This is a genomic window from Salinivibrio sp. ML198, assembly GCF_001996015.1.
Classification (GTDB): domain Bacteria; phylum Pseudomonadota; class Gammaproteobacteria; order Enterobacterales; family Vibrionaceae; genus Salinivibrio; species Salinivibrio siamensis.
Genome location: NZ_MUEZ01000024.1, coordinates 25880 through 47603, shown reverse-complemented (window position 1 = coordinate 47603; position 21724 = coordinate 25880). Strand labels below are relative to the sequence as shown.

Here is a 21724-nt window from a genome sequence, read left to right as displayed (position 1 = left end):
TACCTCCTATGAAAATAAATACTGCACTGAGGAAATTTACCAAAAAGCAGTCGAGGGATTTAAAAAACTCGCAGCGGAAGGCGATCTTCGTGCTCAGTACTTTTTGCTAAAAGAAAAAGGTCTTGATAAATCTGTAGAAAAGCGTGAAGAATATATTAAAGAAGTGGTTCGATTCGCAGAGGATCATTATTATAAGCCATTAATGGACTATACATATTCACTAAGAAAACAATCAAAAAAGGGTAGAGTGTTCAGTACAGAGAAGTTAAAAAACTTATCACTTAATCTCTTCAGAGTAGCAAGCAATAATTATTATATACCTGCGATGAGTAAGTTAGTGTATTATGAAAGAGATAATGCTGTTCTTTTTGATAGGTTGAAGAAATCAGGTGGCCGGAATTATTTTTGGGCTATGGCATTTGATAGAAGCAATGAGTTAACAACTAGAGATAAATACTGCCATGCTGTGTTATTCGAGAAGATATATAAAGATATGGACTTTTACGGTTTTGACAGTGATTGGCCTAAGAAAGGTGATTACGATGAAAGTATCTGCGAGACAGATAGGGAAATTTCTGAAATGAAGCCGATGATTTATATGGATTATTTCACTAGGATCGATAATTGGGGCCAAGGGTGATTTTCGTTCGGCTGATACTGGAGTTTCCCGAAATTAAAGAATTTCTTCCCCGTCTTGATGTGATATCCTAAATATCCCGTTCAGTGAGTGATACAACACTCGCTGGGCGGTAGCATTCCTTAGCTTTAAAACGTTATGTTATCTGTCGGTCTAAAATCACTATCTGCTGGACACAGCCTTATGATGCGTCATAAAACGATTATCCAAGTTATACTTTTAACCTTATCGATAAGTTGCCTCATAGGTTGCAAAAAAAAGGCGATCAACCCTGAAGATGATATTCCTTTATTTAAGAGCTTTATTGAAAGGAACATCGATAAAGTAGCCGATGATCCCTATATATCGAGTACAGTAAAGCCTGATGATGAGATTTATGACTTGATGCTAATGCTGCAGCGTGGTGATTGGAGTCAAACAACTTGGGATGAGATGGACTCTTTGATGAATAAGGGCGTAGAGAATGCCAAAATAATCTATGCACGTACAAAAATAGATGAAATTTATAAACGAAGTGAAGCCACTACTATACTGACTGAATTGATGAGAAAAGGAAATCCTTATGCGACTTACTGGCTATCTAATAAAAGTAACTTATGTCTTTCTTATCTTTCATCAGAGTATTTTGGCAATAAAGTAGCAAAAGAACTTGGCTTAGACACCTCTTACGAAAATAAATATTGCACCGAGGAAATCTATCAAAAATCGGTCGAGGGGTTTAAAAAACTCGCAGCGGAAGGCGATCTTCGCGCTCAGTACTTTTTGCTAAAAGATCAAGGCCTTGATAAATCAGTAGAAAAACGCGAAGAATACATTAAAGAAATTATTCGATTTGCAGAGAGTCACTATTATAAACCATTGATGGACTATCTGCATACATTAAAGAAACCAAGTCGTAGAGGACTAGAGTTTCGCACTGAAGAATTTAGAGAGCTCGGCCTAGATCTGTATAGAGTTGCGAGTAATAATTACTATACACCTGCAATGAGTATATTGATGGCTTATGAAACAGATAATCATACTCTTTATAAGAGAATGAAGCAGTCCGGTGGCCGTTATTACTTCTGGGCAATGGCTATAGACAGAAGTGACGAGTTGACCGAGAAAGAGAAATACTGCCATGCTGTGTTATTCGAGAAGATGTATAAAGATACGGACTTTTATGGTTTTGACAGTGATTGGCCTAAGAAAGGTGATTACGATGAAAGTATCTGTAATATAGATAAGGAAATTTCTAAAATGAAGCCAATGATTTATATCGATTACTTCACTAGGATCGATAATTGGGGCCAAGGGTGATTTTCGTTCGGCTGATACTGGAGTTTCCCGAAATTAAAGAATTTCTTCCCCGTCTTGATGTGACATCCTAAATATCCCGTTCAGTGAGTGATACAACACTCGCTGGGCGGTAGCATTTTTTAGTTCTAAAAAGTTATGGTATCTCTCGGCCAAAACATCACTATCTGTTGGACACAGCACTATGATAAGTCATAAAACAACTATCCAAGTTATATTTTTAAGCTTATCGATAAGTATGCTTACCGGTTGTAAAGAAAACGAGCCTCTACCTGGTGACCCTTGGCAGGTTTCTGTGGTAACGCCTTCATTTTATCCCATTAAAATCACGCAAGCGTATGGTGTAAATGAAGAGCAAGACTGGAAAATGCCGATCCATGGTCTCTCTCAATCGATGAGAAAAAGCCGCATAGATTATGTCCGTACTGTGTTTCCTGATTATGATGGGTTTGGTTTTCCTTTATCATCTTTGACCGCTGTTAATGGACGCCAGGTGGGATCTGCGAATAAGCACTTACCAGATAGCATATATATATATTGGACCTCACTGATTAATATGCGGTTTTTTGTGACTAAGTATGATCTTCCTCAGAAGGTTAAGGAAATAATGGCGAAAGGGGTTAGCTTTGAGCGATATGATGGTTCTTTAGGTTACTGTTTTCGGAATGAATTTTTCTTTGGCATGCTGCCTAATGGCAAAGCCAAAGTGTGGTTGATGGGCTGTGATCAACTTATCTATTTGGCAGAGTTGGAGCCAGCACGAGAGAAAGACCGTGACCAAAATGGTACAACGGCTGATGTATATAGGCGTGGATCTAAGCCAGAGAAAGCAAAACAGCGTGGAATCGATGCAGGTGTATCGACTGTCCCGATTCCATGGGAGAAAGTTGGCAAAGTGTATAGCACGGACACCGTCGAATTGCTCAGTGAGCAGTAAGCTTGGGTGGATCGACGTGCGTTCCGGCGGTTTGTATACGCTCAGTGATATGCCAAGCAACTTTTTGCTTGGCTTGGCAAGAAGTTGCTTGAAGCGTGCAAAAAATTGGTCAGCAAATAATTAACTGTCTGATATATAACGAATTAAAAGTTGGCATGAATCTAGCTTGCTAGTAGGGCTAGACAGCAAGAGTCGCTGTTGAAACTCAAATCAAAAAATAGAGGAGCGATTATGCCAACGCCATGTTATATCTCGATTGAAGGTGAAACCCAGGGTTTGATCACTGCCGGTGCCTGCACAGCTGATTCAATCGGTGATGCATTCGTTGAAGGTCATGAAGATGAGATGCTGGTACAGCAGTTTGATCACAATGTCACTGTTCCAACTGATCCTCAGTCTGGTCAGCCATCAGGACAACGTGTTCACAAGCCATTTAAGTTTACCGTGGCATTGAATAAAGCTGTTCCATTGCTTTACAACGCGCTGTCTTCAGGCGAAAAAATGTCTACTGTGGAGCTGAAATGGTACCGCACGTCGATTGAAGGTAAGCAAGAAAACTTCTTTACTACCAAACTCGAGAGTGCGTCAATTGTTGACATCCACTGTGAAATGCCACATTGCCAAGATCCGGCTAAATCTGATTTCACTCAGAATCTCACCGTATCTATGTCTTATCGTAAGATCACCTGGGATCACGTTAACGCGGGTACGTCAGGATCAGACGATTGGCGTAAGCCTATTGAAGCCTAAGGGCTCATTATGTTGCGTCGGCATATTGCCGGCGCTTCATCATTTGTCTAGCGTGCTTCAGTCATTAGTCTGAGGAGTGCTAGACAAGTGTTCACTGTTGCGGGAACAAGATTCGGGAGACATCATGGCGAAATTACGTTTTGAATTTAGCGTCGAGGGCTTAGAGCCAGACACGTTTGTGGTCAGAGAGTATCAGGGCAATGAATCTCTCTCTGCTGCGGCGTTCGATCAGCAAGCTTGCAACGGGTTTCGTTATTCGATTGCTTTGGCGAGTCGTGACCACTCACTTACTCCAGACCAAGTGGTGGACTGCCAAGCAACGCTTTCCCTCTACCGTAATGAGCAGTGTGAGCGTCGTGTCAGTGGCATTGTGCGTCAATTTTCTCAAGGGGATATTGGCCATCATCACACTTACTATGATATTGAATTAGTCCCCGATATTGAGCGCTTGTCGCTACGTCAAAATAGCCGTGTTTTCCAGCATCAAACGGTTCCGCAAATCATTTCCGTGCTTTTGCAGGAAATGGATATCACGGATGTCGGCTTCGGACTGACAAAAGAATACGCTGAGCGTGAATTTTGTGTTCAGTATCGAGAAACAGATCTGGCGTTTTTCCATCGAATCGCCGCAGAAGAGGGGCTCATCTACTGCTTTTTATGGAAAGAGGGAAAGCAGCTTTTATACATTACTGATTCACCTTTCGCTCTCCCAGCTCTAGAGCAGCCGATTGCCCACAACGCGCAGTCAGGGGCGGTGGTGGATGAGCCGTATATCCGTGCGATAGAAAAACGCACGCGCATTGTTCCCTCGTCGTTGGCAATGAAAGACTATAGCTTTAAAAAGCCGAGTTATAGTTTTTTGCAACAAGTAAACACGGCAGGCATCGATTATCAACGCCAAGATTATGAGGTTTATGATTTCCCAGGCAGATATAAAGATGATGCCCAAGGCAAACACCTAGCGCAGGTACGGCAAGAATTTCTGGTGCGTGATAAAGTCACCGCGGACGGAAAAAGTAATCATTTTCTTGTACAGGCGGGGCATGCATTTGAAATGCAAGATCATCTCGACCGTACCATGAATCAAAAATGGCAAGTGGTGCGCGTTCAGCATTACGGCACCCAGCCACAAGCGGTCGAAGAAGAAGGCTGTTCTGGCGCTACCACTTATCATAATCAGTTTACCGTGATTCCGGCCTCCACCTCGTGGCGGGCAACCCCGCACCCTAAGCCACAGGTGGACGGCCCCCTTATCGGTATTGTCGTCGGCCCCGAAGGTGAAGAAATATTCTGTGATGAGCATGGTCGGGTGAAAGTGCATTTTCCATGGGATCGGTATTCAAATGGTGACGAACAGAGTAGCTGTTGGATCCGAGTCTCTCAGGGCTGGGCGGGCAGCCAATATGGCATGATGGCCATTCCACGTATTGGGCATGAGGTGATTGTATCGTTTTTACATAACGACCCAGATCAGCCGATCATCACAGGACGCACTTATCACGCAACAAATGTACCCCCTTATACGTTGCCTGCGGATAAAACCAAAACCGTGTGGCGCAGTGAATCGCATCAAGGAGAAGGGTATAACGAGCTAACATTCGAAGATCAATCGGACAGTGAGCAAGTGTACTTGCATGCACAGCGTGATTGGCAATCCGATGTGGAAAATGATGTCATTACTCAGATAAGGCATGATGAGCACCAAAAAACCGCCCATGATTCTTTTTCTAGAGTGGCGAATAATCAACATGTTACCGTCGATAAGCAAGCAAGAGAGCGAGTGAAAAAGGACGCCACCTTTGAGGTTGATGGTGGTATTCATGAAAAAATTAATAACCGTTTCGCGGCCACCGCCGGACGTGAGGTGCATCTAAAAGCGGGCACAAATGTCGTGCTTGATGCTGGCACAGAGATTACCGTATCGGCCGGTGGTAGCGTCATGAAAGTAGATGCTGCAGGCGTGCACTTATTAGGGCCTGTGATAAATCTCAATGCAGGTGGAAGTGCGGGGAGTGGATCGGGTTACCAGGGTAAACAACCGGCCTCACCACGCGCAGTGAAGAAGCCCTAATCATATTCGCAAGTTCATAAGAATCGAGGAAAACTATGCCAAAAGCTGCACTGGTTGGCCATATTGGTACCGCCCATGATGGCTTTCCGCCTACGCCCATTACAGCGGGTTCACCAACGGTAAAGATTGATGGGATCCCAGCGGTACGCAAAGGCGACCCACTGGCTCCCCATAGTAAGCCTAAGCATCCACCGCATGGTCGGTCAGTAAATGCTGGGTCTGGTAGCGTCAACATTGATGGAAAGCCGGCTGCACGAATTGGTGATGCAATAAGTTGTGGCGGCGTAATTTCAGGAGGTTCGAGTGTCAACATTGGTTAAGCCGTCACGATTAAAAGTCAGTTTTTGTACCCTTTTGCTTGTTATCAGTGGACAGGCTTTCGCCGAGCAGGTTGAAATAGAGGCGACGCCGTTTGTGTCATTGGAGCCGGTAGAGAAAATTGCCGATGACTATGATATCCAAGCGATGACACCGGAAGCACTGTTTGAACATGGCCGTTTGTCACGTGCGCAATTCCATTATCAACGCGCAGAGAAGTATCTGCGAGCGGCTGCCGATCAAGGTAATGTGCCTGCGGCTTACTTGTATGCAGTTCTGGTGAGTGATGATGGCAAGAAACTCGCGTATTCTCCTGAGGCGCAGCAATATCTCACTCAGGCTGCACGAGAAAGCTACATCCCAGCCATGAAGCTATTGGTTGAAGAAGGTGAGTGGTTGTCAGCCAACCATCGCACGATATGGCGTCACAAGTACGAAGAGGCCTTGGATGCCTGGTATAAAGATGCCCCTGAAGAGGCAGCCTTTAGTTTATACCAGTACACCGCTTCCACAGATAAACAAAAAGCTGAGGTCTATCTCGAAGAGGCCATTGCGGCAAACGATGTCGATGCGCTATTACACAAAGCATCACAAATAGAAACGGCGCAGCGCGGCTTTTATCTTTTCCCTAGCTCTCGCCTGGATGCGGCTGCTGAGGTGAAAAAGCAAATTGCCAATGCTGGGGGGATCCCTGGAACGAAGAGTTTATACCGTGACTTTATTCGCCGTGGAGAAGCCCCTAAAGCCGTTGAGTGGCGTGAAAAAGCGATAGAGCAGGGCGATCTCATGTCCTTGGCGGCGTTAGGTCGCGTATATACAACAAATTATGCACCTGATGATGAAAAGTATATTGATGGTTTGGTGTATCTCTCCGCATACCTGGATGTGGTTGGTCAAGGGCGATTTGTCGACCTAAGGGATCAAGCGATGGCACAGTTTGAGCTGGCGTCTTCTCGGGTGTCTAATGAGGTCCTGAAAGATGTGGAGAAAAACGCGGCAGAGCTACGAAAAACCCACACCTTCTTTCACTACGATCGATATTGGCAAAAAACAGCCACGAACACAGAGAAAGAAGCAGATCCAACAAGCTAGCTGGGTAGAGGTTTGATAATTTAGCTCCGGCGAAGACTTTAGCGGCCGTAATCGAATCATTGCTTCTCGATTCGATTGCGGCCGTTTTCTTTTGCGAGATAGAGCGCGGTATCGGCACGTTGAATGATACTGTCTTGTGTATCACCTGCCGAGAAGCCCGTATAACCGATACTGATGGTACAGCGTATGGTTTGTCCGTCGACGTGAATTTCTTCGCCATGTACGCGCTCGACCAAGCGCTTTAGTACAACCTCAGCACCACTCAAATCCGTTTCAGGAAGCAAACAGAGAAATTCCTCTCCGCCCCAGCGACCGTATATGTCATTAGTCCGTGATTCTTCCCGCACAATATTGCCGAAGCGTTGTAAGGCGATATCGCCTGCCCGATGACCAAAGGTGTCATTTAAGCGTTTGAAGTTATCGAAGTCTACGATCGCCAGCGTCAAGGGGTTGTTGTACCGTTCGCAGCGTGCCAGCTCTTGAACGAGAGCGTTGCTGAGGTAATGGCGGTTATAAAGTTGCGTTAATGAGTCAGTATTCGCTTGTATTTCAAGCAATTGTTGCGCTTGTTCGAGTGCTTCCCAGTCTCGTAGACGCGCCAGCTCGTGACCGACCCATTCGGCAAAAAGTCGTACCAGTTCATAGTCTTGCGAAATAAAGGGGCGAGTGGGTTCAGGGCTTGAAAAATTTAACGTGCCATAGCGCTCGCCATCAATAAAAATGGGGGCACCGATATATGCTTCGAGGCCGAAATGTTCGTAGCAGGGGTGGGCTTTGATATCGCTTTGCGAAACATGGTGGAACCCTTGCGCCTCATTGGCCTCATAGACGTGACAACAGTATGTTTCTTTTAGATCAAACACCTGTCCAGGCTGCAGGGCGTCATCAGGATGCTGCGCATATTGTACGGTATAACGCTGACCATGAATGTGGCTGAGTATACCGATAGGCAAATTAAAGTGTTTACAACCGAGAGAGAGAATACGCTCTACGCGCCGGCAAAAATCCAAATTGCGTGCTGACGTGATTGAGTGGAGCTGGTTGAGCGCGGATTCTACTTCTACGCGGGTGCTAATGTCTTGAATAAAAGCCACATACATGGTGACAACTTGTTGCTCATCGCACACTGGCCCACCATGTGTTTCGCCTAAAAACACATGGCCATCGGCGGTCTTATATCTCACCACATAAGCATCGTAGTATGCGTGAACTGAGTGGGTGTTAAAACGATCTTTGCCCGTTGCGGTAAAGTCTTCTTGCTCGGCGTAAAGGATGCGCGTGCTAGCGCCTTTTACGTCCGCTAGGCTGCAACCAAATAGGGCTTCTGCTTCGGGGTTTAATAGTTGTATACGGCGATTTGTATCAGCAATAACAACCGCCGTATCGAGATGGCGAAAAAGCGAGGGCAGTAATGTGACAATATGCTTGTACTGGTCAATGGGCTGATTCACTGCTGGGCTCTGTACGTCTATTTGGCTTAGACTAAGCGTAGTACAAATCCCAGCAGCTCGCGCTCGCTGAGGAGATTAGGCGGAGAAACAGGTTATACCGTGAAGGTAAATACGTTAGCCATCGACATCGCAATATTGTTGTCGTAATACGCTGCTTCATTAATGAAGTGCGGATAGGCCGTGTAGTCGCCTTGCCATGTTAATTCTTTGCCATCAAAACACATAAACAGTGGGTCACCGGGCTTTATCGGCTGAAAGTCTTTGTCTTGAACGTGTTGGTGCACCATACCAATACGTTCCCCATGCTCATTTTGTGGCAAATGCAGTGTCTCTTTGTAACGATACGCGGTGACGCTTTTAGGCAGTGCTGGCACCTTATCAATATTAAACAGATGCACGAAGTCCAAAATGTGTGTCGTCATTTCTTGCATCGATTCCATTACATCATGACGCAGTACCGATTGGGGCTGTGGGCCTACCTCAACGATCACCCCTTGTTTGCCGATCGAGCATAAAAATGCATGCTGAATAGGTTCAATATGATCTTCGACTAAGATGATGGCATCGGGCATACGCTCACTAATATAAGCGGCGAGCTGCTTATTGAACGTATCAAGTGTCAAGAGTATCAGTGTGGGTCCCATGTTGCTGGTGGTGTTATGCAGGTCGATAATAAAATCGACGCGCGGATCCCCTTTAGGGCCTAATTGTTGGTTGAGGGCTTTAGCGCGACTTTGCTCATAGTTTGCCAAGCTGTAGTCAGCCAGCAGTTTAGGATCGAATTGGCGGTTAAGGTCGCAGTCTAGATAGCGTTTGTTGGCGCTATAAGCAGGGGGGTTCGCAAAGACATGTTCGGTGGAAAAACTATCGCGGGCTGTGATTGCTGGGTTGGATTGCCACTGTTTTAGTGCGTAAACACCGCTAAACTCATTACCGTGGGTGCCACCAACAATAGCAACGTTACTAAACCGACTCATGAAAGCTCCTGATATGTGAAGAATAATCGCATGGATTTGTCTATTTAGACAGCTTAGCACTAACTACTCGATAGGTTAATAGCATAATTTTTCTTTATTAATGCTTTTCTATTCACTTGATCGCGAGTTGGTAGTGGAGGTCCTATGCTTTTTCGAGTCAGTTCACACTTCAGCTGAGTGGAAATCGTTAGCCTAGCGGAAGACGATACAAAGAGGTGAACAATGAAAACGGTATTTCCTGAGCATTTTTTATGGGGTGGCGCGGTAGCGGCTCATCAAGTTGAGGGGGGATGGGATTGCGACGGTAAAGGCGTCAGCATTGTGGATGTGCTGACCAAAGGTGCCCATGGTACACCGCGCACAATTACCCAGCGTGTTGAAGAACATGAAGCCTATCCGAACCATGATGCTGTGGACTTTTATCATCGCTACCGTGAAGACATTGATCTCTTTGCGGAGATGGGTTTTAAGTGTTTTCGCACGTCTATCGCGTGGTCGAGAATATTTCCTCTTGGTGATGAGCTCACGCCGAATGAAGCGGGCCTTGCCTTTTATGATGACCTTATTGACTACCTATTAGAGAAGGGGATTGAACCTGTCATTACGCTTTCTCATTTTGAGATGCCCCAGCACCTTGTCACCCAATACGGGGGCTGGGCTCATCGAGATGTGATTGAGTTTTTCGTGCGGTTTTGCGAGACCGTAATGACTCGCTATCGCGACAAAGTCTCCTATTGGATTACCTTTAACGAGATCAACAACCAGCTCAACTGGGACTATCCGCTATTTGGCTATTGTAATTCAGGTGTGGTTTTTACCGAGCACGATCATCCCGAACAGAGACTCTATCAAGTGCTACATCATCAATTCGTCGCCAGCGCCAAAGTGGTGTCTCTAGGGCATGTGATTAATCCGGATTTTAAAATAGGTAGCATGATCCACATGATGCCGTTGTATCCGGCGAGTTGTCACCCTGATGATATGTTGGCGTCACAGCAAGCGATGCGTGACAAATATTTATGCAGCGATGTGCAGTTGCGAGGCCACTACCCACACTATATTTGGCCGCAATGGGCCAGCAAAGGGATCGAGGTCAATATGCATCAAGAGGATGCAACGATTCTTAAAAACGGCTGTGCGGACTTTTTGGCGATCAGCTATTACATGACGAATATCGTAGATGCCAACCCGCCAGAAGAAGATGAAAATGCTTTATTCAGTGCAAGCCGATTGAATCCGCATCTACCCGCTTCGGACTGGGGCTGGCAAATTGATCCCAAAGGTTTACGCTTTGCGCTTTCTGAGCTGTATGAGCGTTACGAAAAACCGATTTTTGTGGTGGAGAATGGGCTTGGCGCGACAGATAAGCGTGAAACCTCAGGGGAAATCAATGATGATTACCGAATCAGCTATTTATCACAACATATTGAGGCGCTCGCGGATGCCATTTGGCAAGATGGCGTTGAGGTGATTGGCTATACGCCATGGGGCTGTCTCGATTGTGTGTCCTTTACCACGGGCGAATACCGCAAACGCTATGGTTTCATCTACGTTGACCGTCATGATGATGGCAGTGGCGACTTTTCTCGCCATCGTAAAAAGAGCTTTTACTGGTATCAAAACGTGATTAAGAACAATGGTTTGATAGAGTAAAGGCTCTGGTAGAATCGCAGTAAGACGAGAAGGGACGCCTAGTGCGTCCCTTTTATAACTATCGGTAAAGTCATTGCATCGAGGTATGCGATTTTTACCGTTTTAGCGCTAAAGCCTCGCCCGCTAAGGGGGAGAAGTTAGAGATTGGGTTGGTAGTCGACCTCAATCACTTCTCCATATTCAATCCCTTGCTCACGATAACCCACTAAGCTCTCAATCACATTAAAATGCGCGATAACCGCAATCGTATTGTAGTCTTGATAGGTGTCGAGCACAGATGTCACTCGGCGATATAACGCGGTCGCGGACTCATAACCTGCATTGGTCACTTCATTTCCATTGGCAAACAGTTCTCGGTACTCAATCCAGCGTCGATCGCGCTCAGAAAGAGGAATATAGCTCCCTTTGATATCCGCTTGCCACTCGCGGAGGTCATGCTCGACAAACAGTTCTTTTTGCAATTGCCGGTTGAGGATTTCTGCTGTTTGTAAGGCACGTGTGTAGGGTGAAGAGAGGATGATGTCTGCGTGTTGTAAACTCGGGTGATCGGCTAGCGATTGAATAGCGGGAATACATGCACGTTGGAGTGGTGCATAGTCTTTTTCCAGTTGGCTCATTTGGCGAGCGTCGGCCAAAGAGTAATCGGTTTTTCCGTGACGGACAAAGACGACTTTCATAGGGCTTCCTTTTCTGCGTCGACAGCGTCTGAAGCGCTGCTTCTTGAGTCGGTGACATTTTTATTATCCGGATAACGAGGCGAGACACCCGCTTGGCGGGTGGTCAACATATCGCTTACGAGGGTTGTAGCATACCGTCATCGGACTGTCATGACTCACCCGTGGGATTGAGAGGAGGGCGTGAGCAAGCTCGCTATTTTTCTCTGGTTTGATCTAATATTTTGGTGCGATCACGGCCTTCTTCTTTAGCTTGATATAGACGCTGATCAGCCATTTCGAGTAGGTATGAGTCCGTGGTTTCGCGAGTTGGGAGCGTAATAATGCCACCGATACTGACAGTGATTTTGTCACCATCTGGGTTTTTCTTGTGCTCGATATCAAGCTTGGCAATTTCAGCGCGAATGGTTTCGGCCAGCTGAGTTAACTTCGAGGCATAGCGCGTTGAGAGCGTGATCGCAAACTCCTCGCCCCCAAAGCGTGCCACGGAACCATGAAAGCGTTCCGTTTGTGTAAGCAGCACGCGCGCGATTTGGGTGAGAACGTCATCGCCTTTGAGGTGACCGTATTCATCGTTATACGCTTTAAAATGATCGACATCGATCATCATGACGGCGACAGGTAACCGGCTGGCGATGCCATGTTGGATATGGTTTTTGAGCTCACGTTTAAACGGTCTTCGATTACTTAACCGGGTGAGGTCATCGGTTTCTGCTTGTACTTTCAACTTTTCATTGGCGACAATCAGCTCTTCTTGTAGCTCTTCCATGGCGTAATGGTTTCGTTCACGGATCATCACTTCACTGATGGCGGTGGCGAAACGTTTTAAAAGCAATGTCTTATTGTTATCCCAGATGAAGGGTAGACGGCGATTTGCCACTGTAATCATACCAAAGCTTTTTCTACCGTCGGTTAGCGGAAAAGCGGCAAACGATAAAATATGCCGTTGGCGCAACCAAGAGCGCTCGTTAATTGCATTATCGCCGAGCTGGCCGACATGGGGAACGACCAGTGCGTCGGTATCAGCCAGCCACCGTTTTATCATGTGCATATCGCTTAAATCGACGGTCTGGGGGGCAAAATCAATCTCTTGTGGCCAGTAACAACGACGTTCAGCGCGGAATGCGTCAAAGGCATACCAGCCAATCGCCTCAACGCCGAGTAATGACGCCATATCGGGAAAAATTTTCTCTACGTCTTCAGTAATATATTGCGAGTCTGCACGTAAAAATTGAATTGAAATATCGGCCAGTAGAGAGCTAGCGTTTGATTGCCAATTGAGTGCTTTGGTGCGTTGCTCGACTTGCTCTTTCAATAAAGTTTGATGTTGACGAAGTTCACGCTCTGTCACGCGTTTTTGTAGAAAGTCGTCTCTGATACGCGATTGCATCGCATTGATTGAGCGAGACACTTTACCTATTTCGTCATTACGTTGAATCAACGAGAGCGGCACACTCGTTTGGTTGGCCTTGTCGGTTTGGTAGTAATCGAGCGTATTTGACAGCTGTTGGAGTGGGCGCGAGCACAGCCGGTGGATAACCCACAAAATCAGCAGAGTGATGATAAAGGTTTCAGTAAAATGGACGACAGCGACAGGCACGGCGCCTGTGAAGGCATCGCGTTTAATCGCACTGCGATCGAGCACAATGTTCAGGGTGCCAATATTGTTACCTTGAACGCTCAACAATGACTGATGATTGGCGTCACAGTCCTCACTGGTATTATTGACTTCAGTGATGTGTGTGCCATCAAAACCTTTTACCTCGACGCGACAAATGGTGGGGATCATCGACAATCCCTTTACACTGCGGCGCACAAGCTCTAAATCAACGACCCACAATGCATGGCTAATCACGCGAGCCGAGTTATGGCTCCGGCTCTCTACCAGTTGTGTGGTCGTAGCCAGTGTGCGCTGGTAGTTGATGTACATCTGCGTCAGTGTACTCCCTACCGCAAACAGTAAGCTAATCGCGAGCACAACGAAAGCGACGCGCGCTTGAAGACCGCGTAAGTTTACATCGCGTTTTATCACTTAGTTATCCATTTGAGTTGTGGTTGAATGACAATGGCTTTCAATCCCTTTCGCCATGTTCAAAAACGAGATTTGATCCCACGCCTGCTCGCGCAACTGTACGAAAAAAGCGGAGCCAGGTTCAATTAAGTGAAACAACTGTCCAGCGCATTGCGGTGGTAACGGCCAGCCTTTATCGTGAGCGTAAATGCGGCTCAATGCAAGGCCAGCGGCTTTAAAGTGCCCGCCCCCAAGGGCTGAAATGTCGCCTTTTTCTCGCAAAGAGAGCACGCGCTCGGAGGTATTGACCGTGGCAAAATAGATGTCATCGCCGGGCGTTTTTCCTGCTTGCCGCGCGGCTTTCATCGCGCCAAACGCCATATGATCGTTGGCCGTCCACACGTAGCGCACATTTGGGTAGCGTTGCAACAAGGTATGCATTTGCTCTTGGCTGATGGACTCATTCCACTGACCATGAACAACTTGATGTAAGGTAATGTCTGAGCGTTCAACGAAAAAGCGCTTGCCGCCCGCTTCGCGTTGGACGGATGCGGGGGTGGTAAGATCACCTGAAATCATGACGGCTTCGCCGGGCGCATTATCGCCTGCTTGCACCATGGCTTCGGCGATCGCATAGCCTATCGAATGATTGTTGGGAATAATGCTCGGCAGTAAGTATTGTTGCCAATGTGGGTCTTGGAAGAGCTTGGTTTTGGTCTGCTGATCGACATCATTCAAGATAAGTTGTACATAAATAGGATACTTTCTCAGTATAGGAAGTAGGTTTTTGGCCGCCAGCTTTTCATTCACGATGATAATGTAATCAGGGTGGGTCGGTTTACTCAACGTTGCGGCGAGTATTTGACGCACGGCAAAATGATTGCGATCGGCGTGGCGAATCGTTAGGTCAATATTTAATGCTGAGGCAGCGCTATTGGCATATTCATCCACGTCCTGCCAGAAGCTTTCCGTTGCATAACCGGGATTAATAAATAGTACACGGGGCTGAGCCTGTTCAGCATGAATGTGCGTACTGAACATCATGTATATAGAAACAACACACCACAAAATCAGTCTTCTACACATGTAGGGAAGGGTCCTCTCCATTGGCCACCTCTGTTAAGGATAGCGCATATGTATACGCTTGATTGCGGTAGGTTTATCATTGTCTGTAATTCGTTCAGATAGCCGCTGTTTGACACGTAAATTTTATTGGGCAAGAGAAAGCATATACGGCATCATAGTTATGTAGACTAGAGTGCCAGTCAATGGCGAACAAAATGATAACAATGCAATGAAATCTTACTACGATAAGAAGAAATTTAAGCGGCATTTTCCGATGGATTTTTATGGTGAGAGTGAAGGCTGGCAGTTTGCAGTGCGCGCCTTGTCTCCCACGCAAGTCTTATCGGCGAAAAGCTGGGTGGCGCGATTGAGCTGTCGTCGCCGAGACTTTCGGCTCGTTGATTTGGCGATTGACCGCTTCCACTTTTTGAGTGGCGGCGATGAGCAGATGCGTTTCACGGGCGTGGATTTGGGCACTAAAGTGAGTATTCGCCGGCAAGGGCAAATCGTCACTGTCGACGCCCTTAATCACCGCTATGGTGCTTTGACAGCAAACGTCCAGCCGTCAATTTCAACCGCGTGCATAGAGCCTGCGAGCAAGATCGTACTCTCTTAATAGGCGTCTCTTTGGCGGTTTGCATCAGTGCCATACTGAGAAAAAAGGTGGGAACTCATGACGTTTATTGTGATTATCGTGCTTAGCATTCTTGGTGGTTTGTTGGCGGGTGAGCACTTCCATTCTTATCTTCTTGGGCTGGGCGTCGCCAGTACAGCGGTGGGTGCTTGCTATTGGATCACGTTTCGTAGCAGTCATTACCCCCAGTTTGCACTGTTTTTGTTGTTGCTCGGGGTAGTCGCTAAGATTGCGGTGACGGCGGCGGGTGTACTGCTCGGGTTAAAACATGCGTTGATCACCTCGCCTTTGGTCTTTTCGCTTTCGTATTTGTTTTTCTTGTTCGCCTCGACCTATTGCTATTTTCGCTATCGTGAATATTGGCTCACGCGCTTGCGTCATAAAGACTTACAGTAACGGGCTCGGCGGTGTGTAGTGTGATCGTTAACGAGGGATGGTATTAGTGATGTATTCAACGAAGCGATTGACGCTGCGCGCATGGCAAGTGTCCGATTTGACCCCTTTTGCGGCACTCAATCAAGACCCCGATGTCATGCGCTATTTTCCCAGTGTGCTTTCACGCGCACAAAGCGATGCAATGGCGGCGCATATTCAATCCAAACTGGCGGATAATGGGTTCGGATTTTGGGCGGTAGAGCTGATGGAAACACGGGAATTCATTGGCTTTGTGGGGTTAAACCGTCCCACCTTCGATCTCGGCCATCAGCCGTTTGTTGAAATTGGCTGGCGTTTAGCGTCGCCACATTGGGGAAAAGGCTATGCCACTGAAGCGGCACAAAAAGCACTCGCCATCGGCTTTGAGGACGTTGAGCTTCCGGCAATTTATGCGTTTACCACCGAGAGTAATCTGCCCTCACAAGCAGTGATGAAAAAACTCGGGATGACGCCGGCTGCTCCCTTTACCTTTTTGCATCCTCATTTGGCAGCAGATCATCCGCTCGCAACGCATGTCTTATACGCGATATCGAAGCCCAGCTGGCAGGCAAACCATGCTAATTAATCGCCGGTACCTATCGTTCATTCTTTCCGTTTTTTGTTTGTTGTTTCCATTGGCGGGCACTGCGCAGCAAAGTACCTGTCATGGCACTACGTCGAATGGTCATTTAGCCAATGGGGTACAGTTGCCCAGTGACGGGGCGAATTTCATAGGCTACAGCTTGATTGCGCGTTGGGCGGGGCGAACCTATGTTCACTCCGCAGTGCGTGACATCATCGTGGCATCGTATCAGTCTTTGGAGGCGGAGCAGCCAGACAAAGTATATCAATATGCTGAAACGGGCTTTGAGTCAGGTGGTCAGTTCAAACCGCATAAAACCCATAGAAATGGCTTATCGGTTGATTTTATGACACCGGTCGTCGATGCCGAGGGGCGATCGGTTCATCTGCCGACTCATCTACTCAATAAATTTGGCTACAGCATTGAGTTTGATGGGAATGGTCAATACCAAGACAAGCACATTGATTACACCGCCATGGCCGCACACATAGTGGCGTTACACCGAGAAGCGACGCGTCGTGGCTATGATCTTTGGCGTGTTATCTTTGATCCAACTCTTCAGCCGGCACTGTACGATACCCCGTATGGGCAGTATTTAAAGCAACATATTCAGTTTTCAACGCGGCGGTCTTGGGTTCGCCATGATGAACATTATCACGTTGATTTTGCCGTGCCTTGCCAATAAGGGCAGAATAAAAACAAAAAGAAAAGACTGGGAGAAAGTGTGCACAAACTAGCGGATGACTTACACCAAAAGCTTTTTAATGAAGAAGATGCGCGTGCCTGTAAAGACATTGATGGCAGTGCGTGTCGTGAGGTTCCGGGCAATTTTTTCCGCATCATCGTTAGCCAAGGACTCACCAAAATTGGCGACGCGGTATCTAACCCGAAAATTGTCTTGCCAGCGCTTCTCACCGCAGTTGGCGCCCCCTTGGCGTTAATTGGCTTATTGGTGCCAATACGAGAGGCGGGCTCGTTAGTGCCTCAGTTGGGTATCGCCGGTTATGTCCGCCAATTTGCGGTACGTAAGTGGGCATGGGTGGCGGGCTCTGTCATTCAAGGGGCGTGTATCCTAGCAATGGCCATCGCAGCGTTACTTTTAACCGGTCAAGTAGCCGGCTGGAGCATTGTTGGCTTGCTGGTGGTATTTAGTCTGGCGCGAGGCTTGTGCTCGGTCGCTTCGAAAGATGTGTTAGGGAAAACCATTCCTAAGCCGCAACGAGGACGTTTGAATGGGTGGTCGTCAAGCTTGGCGGGGGCGGTGACGATTGCTGCCGGTGTCGGATTGTTCAGCGTCTCGGATCAACAGCATGTGTGGGTCTATTGTGCGTTACTGGCATTCGGCGCAGTGCTTTGGTGGATTGCCGCAGCGTTTTACAGCCAAGTGGATGAATACGAAGGGGCCACAGAAGGCGGAGCCAATGCGCTCACGCATGCACTGTCTAAACTGCGCTTGTTGGTGGATGATAGACGCCTACGCCACTTTGTGATCACCCGTTCACTGTTACTCTGTTCGGCCCTATCCGCGCCCTATTATGTGCTGTTAGCCAGTCAGCATAGCCAAGCGCTGGCGATCACCACCGCAAGCTTTGTCGCCATTAGCGGTATCGCAAGTTTGTTGTCGGCTCCTTTTTGGGGACTGTTTGCCGATCGATCTAGTCGCCAAGTGATGATAATGGCCGCTGTAGTGACGGCGATACTGGGGCTGGTGGTCGTGAGTATCAGTCATTGGTATCCCGCGCTGTTTTCTTTTGCGTGGGTACTGCCTGGCGTCTATTTTGTCCTGACCATTGCTCACGAGGGTGTGCGCCTTGGCCGTAAAACCTACATCGTGAATATGGCTGACGGCAATCAGCGCACCGATTATGTCTCAGTTAGCAATACTTTGATTGGCTTCATGCTCCTATTCATGGGCGGCGTCACGGCATGGTTGAGCCAGTGGGGGTTGATGGTGGTGATTGCGGTGTTATCGGCGCTTGGCTTGCTGGGGGCATTGATGGCGCGCGCCTTGCCTGAGGTGGAACGGTAAGCCGATTGTCCAGCAGCAAAAAGGCGCTGAAATATCAGCGCCTTTTTCGTTTGGTTTGACGAATCAAACTTTAAATTGGCTCACCAGACGTTTGAGCTCTTCGCCTGTCTGATTTAAGTCAGTCGCCGCTTGTGCCGAGTCATTACTGGCGTTGAGTAGTTGGCTCACAATGTCGCGAATCGATACCAGATTACGGTGAATGTCTTCGGTCACCGTGGTTTGCTCCGAGGCAGCCGAGGCGATATAGCTGGTCATGTCATTGATTTGTGTGATTGCATTACTTACCGAATCAATGCCGCTACCAATCTCGTTGGATGCCTCCGAGGTTTGCTGGCAGGTATCGTTACTTTGCTTCATTCCCTCAACAGCCTGATTGACGTATGACTGAAGTTCATCCAGCATTTCGCGAATTTCGTGAGTGCTCTTTTGCGTACGGCTTGCGAGGGTTCTCACTTCGTCAGCGACCACGGCAAAGCCGCGACCCTGTTCGCCTGCACGTGCGGCCTCAATGGCAGCGTTAAGTGCCAGCAAGTTGGTTTGTTCAGCAATATCGCCAATCACAGAAAGCACGCCAGTAATTTTATGGGACTGCTCATTCAGCGAATCCACATGTGTACTCGAGGTATTCATTTGCTCGACCAGCGCTTGCATCGAGGTGATCGAGAACTGAACTTTCTCTTGGGCGTGACGCGCATCGTCAGTAGCTGCACTGGTGGCATCAGCCACTTGGGTAGCATTCTGTGACACCTCTTGCGCAGCCGAGCTCATCTGGGTAACAGCGGTGACCACTTGCTCGGTCTCGTTATCGTGAGTCTGTAATTGCGTGGCAACCATCTGGGTTTGCTCGTCAATCGTACGTGCGGTGTGACTCACTTTTTCCGTGACATCCACCACGCTGCGGATGGTGGTTTGCAGCTTATCGATAAAGCGGTTGAATGCATCCCCAAGCTGAGCAATTTCGTCACTGCCTTTAATTTTCAGGCGCTGGGTCAGGTCGCCATCACCGTCGGCAATATCATTGAGGTTGTCCAGCATGTCTTTCACCGGCGTTGACATCCGTTGGGCAACAAAGGCGACGGCAACGAACGTAATGATCAGAATAAGAATACCCGCAATGACCATGCGCGCAGTTTGTGCCGCTAATGCTTCCTCTGCATTTTCACGGAAATCGGTAACGCGCGCCTCAATATCGTCAATGTACGCCCCAGTACCCAACATCCATTGGCCGTTATTGACCATATCGGCATAGCCAATCTTTTCGATCAGTTCATCGGTACCCGGTTTTTGATAGAGGTAGGTGAAGGTGCCATCACCGTTTTGCGCCGCTTCGAGTAGGCCCACGATAATTTTGTTGCCCTTGGGATCAGTAAGATTGATCAAGGACCGGCCTTCTAGCTCTGGCTTTAAGGCGTGGAATACGTTGTTGCCTTGTTTATCGTAGATGTAAAAATAGCCAGCCTTACCAAAGGTCACTTCGCGAAGTGCGTCTTTGACATTTTGCGTGGCATCGCCGCCCGCTTGCTGTGCGTTTTTTACTACAGTCGCGGCAATTTCAGTCGCTTCGCGCAGTTGCATTTTTCGCTCATCAATTAATTTGGTTCGAAAAGTGGCAATGTTCTCTTCGACCAGCTCTCGCTCGTAATAGGTAGTGATAAACAACGTAACGAGAATGGATAATACCAAAGGTACGATGGCAAGCACTAAGAGCTTTCCGCGCAGCATTAACTTCAACATACCGGATACCTTGTGTTAATTGTGGTTTCGATTTCGCTAAAGTATGGAAGACATTTTTTCCGTTTGCCGCGCAAAAAGCCCTTTTATTTGATGTGGATTGGGAAACACCTTGCAATCTTTCACATCTGTCTAACTCGTTATGCAAAAGAGATTGCGATAACTATCTGATTCATCACTGGTAAGTAAGTATAAGCCATTTTTTACTCACTCCTCTTACCTCTTTATCCCACAAGCAGGCCCAACGCACGCTTAACGTTCTGGCATGTTTGTTCTGTCTGTATACGCGCCTTTTTTTGCCCATCTTTTAGGACACCATACAAGTAATCAGGGGCGTTCATTAGTGCTTTTCGCCGTTCTCGAATGGGCGATATCAGGGAGATTAAGCTATCGGTCAGCACGTTTTTCACTGTCATATCCCCCAGACCTCCGCGCTGATAATGTGCTTTGAGTTCGGCGACGTGTTGAGCGTCAGGGTGGAAAGCGTCCAAATAGGTAAAAACGACATTGCCTTCAACTCGGCCGGGGTCTGAGACGCGTAGGTGTTGAGGGTCTGTGTACATGGATCGCACCGCGTCACGTATGGTGTCATTGTCATCGCTAAGATAGATGGCGTTACCCAAAGATTTTGACATCTTGCTTTTACCATCAACACCCGGCAAGCGCGATGCTTTGCTGGTAAGTGCACGACATTCGCGTAATACAGGCTCGCCGACAACGTGATTAAATTTGCGCACAATGTCGTTGGTTTGCTCGATCATAGGAAGTTGATCATCGCCTACTGGCACGAGGTTAGCGCCAAATGCGGTGATGTCGGCGGCTTGACTGATTGGGTAGGTTAAAAAACCGACGGGAACTTGCTGTCCAAACTGCTTGTCGTTGATTTCGTGTTTTACCGTGGGGTTGCGGACCAGTCGTGCGTAACTCACTAAATTACTATAAAACATGGTGAGTTCTGCGAGCGCAGGAAGTTGGGATTGCTGACAAATTGTGACCTTATCAGGGTCAAGCCCAACCGCGAGATAGTCTGCGACCAAGCCTAAAATATGCGTGGCGACGTGACTTGGTTGATGGCCATTGTCGGTTAATCCCTGCATATCTGCGACCAGAATGGTTTGAGCACATTGTCCTTGTAACGCAAGTCGTTGGCTAAGTGAGCCACTGTAATGACCAAGATGTAAGCGGCCAGTGGCGCGATCGCCGGTCAGAATAACGTCGTTTTTGTCGATAGCGTTTTTGTCGATAGAGTAGGGGGTGTGCATTGGTGTCTCCTTGAGGATAAAAGCCGACGGAGACAGGGAAGTTGAAAACGATTCATTGACTGCCTACCGGCGGCCAATGAATACCCAGACTCAATGGCACGCTAAAGCGCGCGCCACCACTGGGTGCGAAAAATCAATA

Annotated in this window: 19 protein-coding genes and 1 pseudogene; 13 read left to right on the top strand and 7 right to left on the bottom strand. The window is 47.6% G+C overall.

Going from position 1 to position 21724, the window contains the following annotated elements:
- The 7 genes and pseudogenes from BZG25_RS16000 to BZG25_RS14595 form a co-directional block, all read left to right on the top strand.
- A pseudogene (locus BZG25_RS16000) lies at window positions 1-640 on the top strand (sel1 repeat family protein); the annotation flags it as partial.
- Between the two features lie 180 nt (window positions 641-820).
- Window positions 821-1936, top strand: coding sequence for a hypothetical protein (locus BZG25_RS14620; RefSeq protein WP_077579459.1), 1116 nt, complete (start codon window positions 821-823; stop codon window positions 1934-1936).
- 181 nt (window positions 1937-2117) lie between these two features.
- The gene (locus BZG25_RS14615; protein WP_077639324.1) at window positions 2118-2870 is read left to right on the top strand and encodes a DUF2931 family protein; all 753 of its coding nucleotides are present in this window, start codon (window positions 2118-2120) and stop codon (window positions 2868-2870) included.
- A 231-nt stretch (window positions 2871-3101) separates the two neighbouring features.
- Window positions 3102-3620: a type VI secretion system effector Hcp-2 gene (gene hcp-2 / locus BZG25_RS14610; RefSeq protein WP_077459225.1), complete on the top strand. Its 519-nt coding sequence runs from the start codon at window positions 3102-3104 to the stop codon at window positions 3618-3620.
- Between the two features lie 124 nt (window positions 3621-3744).
- Window positions 3745-5691 (top strand): type VI secretion system Vgr family protein, encoded by a 1947-nt coding sequence (locus BZG25_RS14605; protein WP_077639323.1) that lies wholly within the window; start codon window positions 3745-3747, stop codon window positions 5689-5691.
- Window positions 5692-5726: 35 nt separating this feature from the next.
- Window positions 5727-6011, top strand: a complete 285-nt coding sequence (locus BZG25_RS14600; protein ID WP_077459223.1) for a type VI secretion system PAAR protein — start codon at window positions 5727-5729, stop codon at window positions 6009-6011.
- A complete protein-coding gene (locus tag BZG25_RS14595) occupies window positions 5995-7101 on the top strand; it encodes a sel1 repeat family protein (protein WP_077639322.1) in 1107 nt (368 codons plus the stop codon). Before BZG25_RS14600 ends, BZG25_RS14595 begins: the two co-directional genes overlap by 17 nt.
- 56 nt (window positions 7102-7157) lie before the next feature.
- On the opposite strand, the gene BZG25_RS14590 is transcribed toward BZG25_RS14595, so the two are convergent.
- Together BZG25_RS14590 and BZG25_RS14585 are read right to left on the bottom strand one after the other, a co-directional pair.
- Window positions 7158-8552, bottom strand: a complete 1395-nt coding sequence (locus BZG25_RS14590) for a diguanylate cyclase (RefSeq protein ID WP_077579462.1) — start codon at window positions 8550-8552, stop codon at window positions 7158-7160.
- A gap of 92 nt (window positions 8553-8644) precedes the next feature.
- The gene (locus tag BZG25_RS14585; RefSeq protein WP_077579463.1) at window positions 8645-9529 is read right to left on the bottom strand and encodes an aspartoacylase; all 885 of its coding nucleotides are present in this window, start codon (window positions 9527-9529) and stop codon (window positions 8645-8647) included.
- Window positions 9530-9751: 222 nt separating this feature from the next.
- Here BZG25_RS14585 and BZG25_RS14580 point away from each other — a divergent pair, with 222 nt between their 5' ends.
- The gene (locus tag BZG25_RS14580) at window positions 9752-11182 is read left to right on the top strand and encodes a 6-phospho-beta-glucosidase (protein ID WP_077579464.1); all 1431 of its coding nucleotides are present in this window, start codon (window positions 9752-9754) and stop codon (window positions 11180-11182) included.
- 137 nt (window positions 11183-11319) lie between these two features.
- Here the strand turns inward: BZG25_RS14580 and BZG25_RS14575 are convergent, their stop codons facing one another.
- The 3 genes from BZG25_RS14575 to BZG25_RS14565 all read right to left on the bottom strand — a co-directional run bounded on the left by BZG25_RS14575 (window position 11320) and on the right by BZG25_RS14565 (window position 14911).
- The gene (locus tag BZG25_RS14575) at window positions 11320-11859 is read right to left on the bottom strand and encodes a histidine phosphatase family protein (protein WP_077579465.1); all 540 of its coding nucleotides are present in this window, start codon (window positions 11857-11859) and stop codon (window positions 11320-11322) included.
- A gap of 193 nt (window positions 11860-12052) precedes the next feature.
- Window positions 12053-13888 carry a GGDEF domain-containing protein gene (locus BZG25_RS14570; protein WP_077579466.1) on the bottom strand — a complete coding sequence of 612 codons (1836 nt, stop codon included), beginning with the start codon at window positions 13886-13888 and terminating at the stop codon, window positions 12053-12055.
- Entirely contained in the window at window positions 13889-14911 is a 1023-nt protein-coding gene (locus BZG25_RS14565) for an ABC transporter substrate-binding protein (RefSeq protein WP_158010047.1), read from the bottom strand.
- 250 nt (window positions 14912-15161) lie between these two features.
- Here BZG25_RS14565 and BZG25_RS14560 point away from each other — a divergent pair, with 250 nt between their 5' ends.
- From BZG25_RS14560 to BZG25_RS14540, 5 genes are read left to right on the top strand one after another with little or no spacing between them, the layout of a single operon-like run.
- A complete protein-coding gene (locus BZG25_RS14560; RefSeq protein ID WP_052708091.1) occupies window positions 15162-15548 on the top strand; it encodes a hypothetical protein in 387 nt (128 codons plus the stop codon).
- Between the two features lie 57 nt (window positions 15549-15605).
- Window positions 15606-15962 carry a hypothetical protein gene (locus BZG25_RS14555; RefSeq protein ID WP_046075510.1) on the top strand — a complete coding sequence of 119 codons (357 nt, stop codon included), beginning with the start codon at window positions 15606-15608 and terminating at the stop codon, window positions 15960-15962.
- Between the two features lie 49 nt (window positions 15963-16011).
- Complete coding sequence (locus BZG25_RS14550; protein WP_198531502.1) at window positions 16012-16566, top strand: GNAT family N-acetyltransferase; 555 nt, start codon at window positions 16012-16014, stop codon at window positions 16564-16566.
- Window positions 16556-17248 carry a penicillin-insensitive murein endopeptidase gene (locus tag BZG25_RS14545; protein ID WP_077579469.1) on the top strand — a complete coding sequence of 231 codons (693 nt, stop codon included), beginning with the start codon at window positions 16556-16558 and terminating at the stop codon, window positions 17246-17248. Before BZG25_RS14550 ends, BZG25_RS14545 begins: the two co-directional genes overlap by 11 nt.
- A gap of 39 nt (window positions 17249-17287) precedes the next feature.
- Window positions 17288-18592 (top strand): MFS transporter, encoded by a 1305-nt coding sequence (locus BZG25_RS14540; protein ID WP_077579470.1) that lies wholly within the window; start codon window positions 17288-17290, stop codon window positions 18590-18592.
- A gap of 63 nt (window positions 18593-18655) precedes the next feature.
- Here the strand turns inward: BZG25_RS14540 and BZG25_RS14535 are convergent, their stop codons facing one another.
- A complete protein-coding gene (locus BZG25_RS14535; RefSeq protein ID WP_077579471.1) occupies window positions 18656-20326 on the bottom strand; it encodes a methyl-accepting chemotaxis protein in 1671 nt (556 codons plus the stop codon).
- Window positions 20327-20547: 221 nt separating this feature from the next.
- The gene (gene trpS, locus BZG25_RS14530; protein ID WP_077579472.1) at window positions 20548-21585 is read right to left on the bottom strand and encodes a tryptophan--tRNA ligase; all 1038 of its coding nucleotides are present in this window, start codon (window positions 21583-21585) and stop codon (window positions 20548-20550) included.
- Window positions 21586-21724 lie beyond the last annotated feature (139 nt).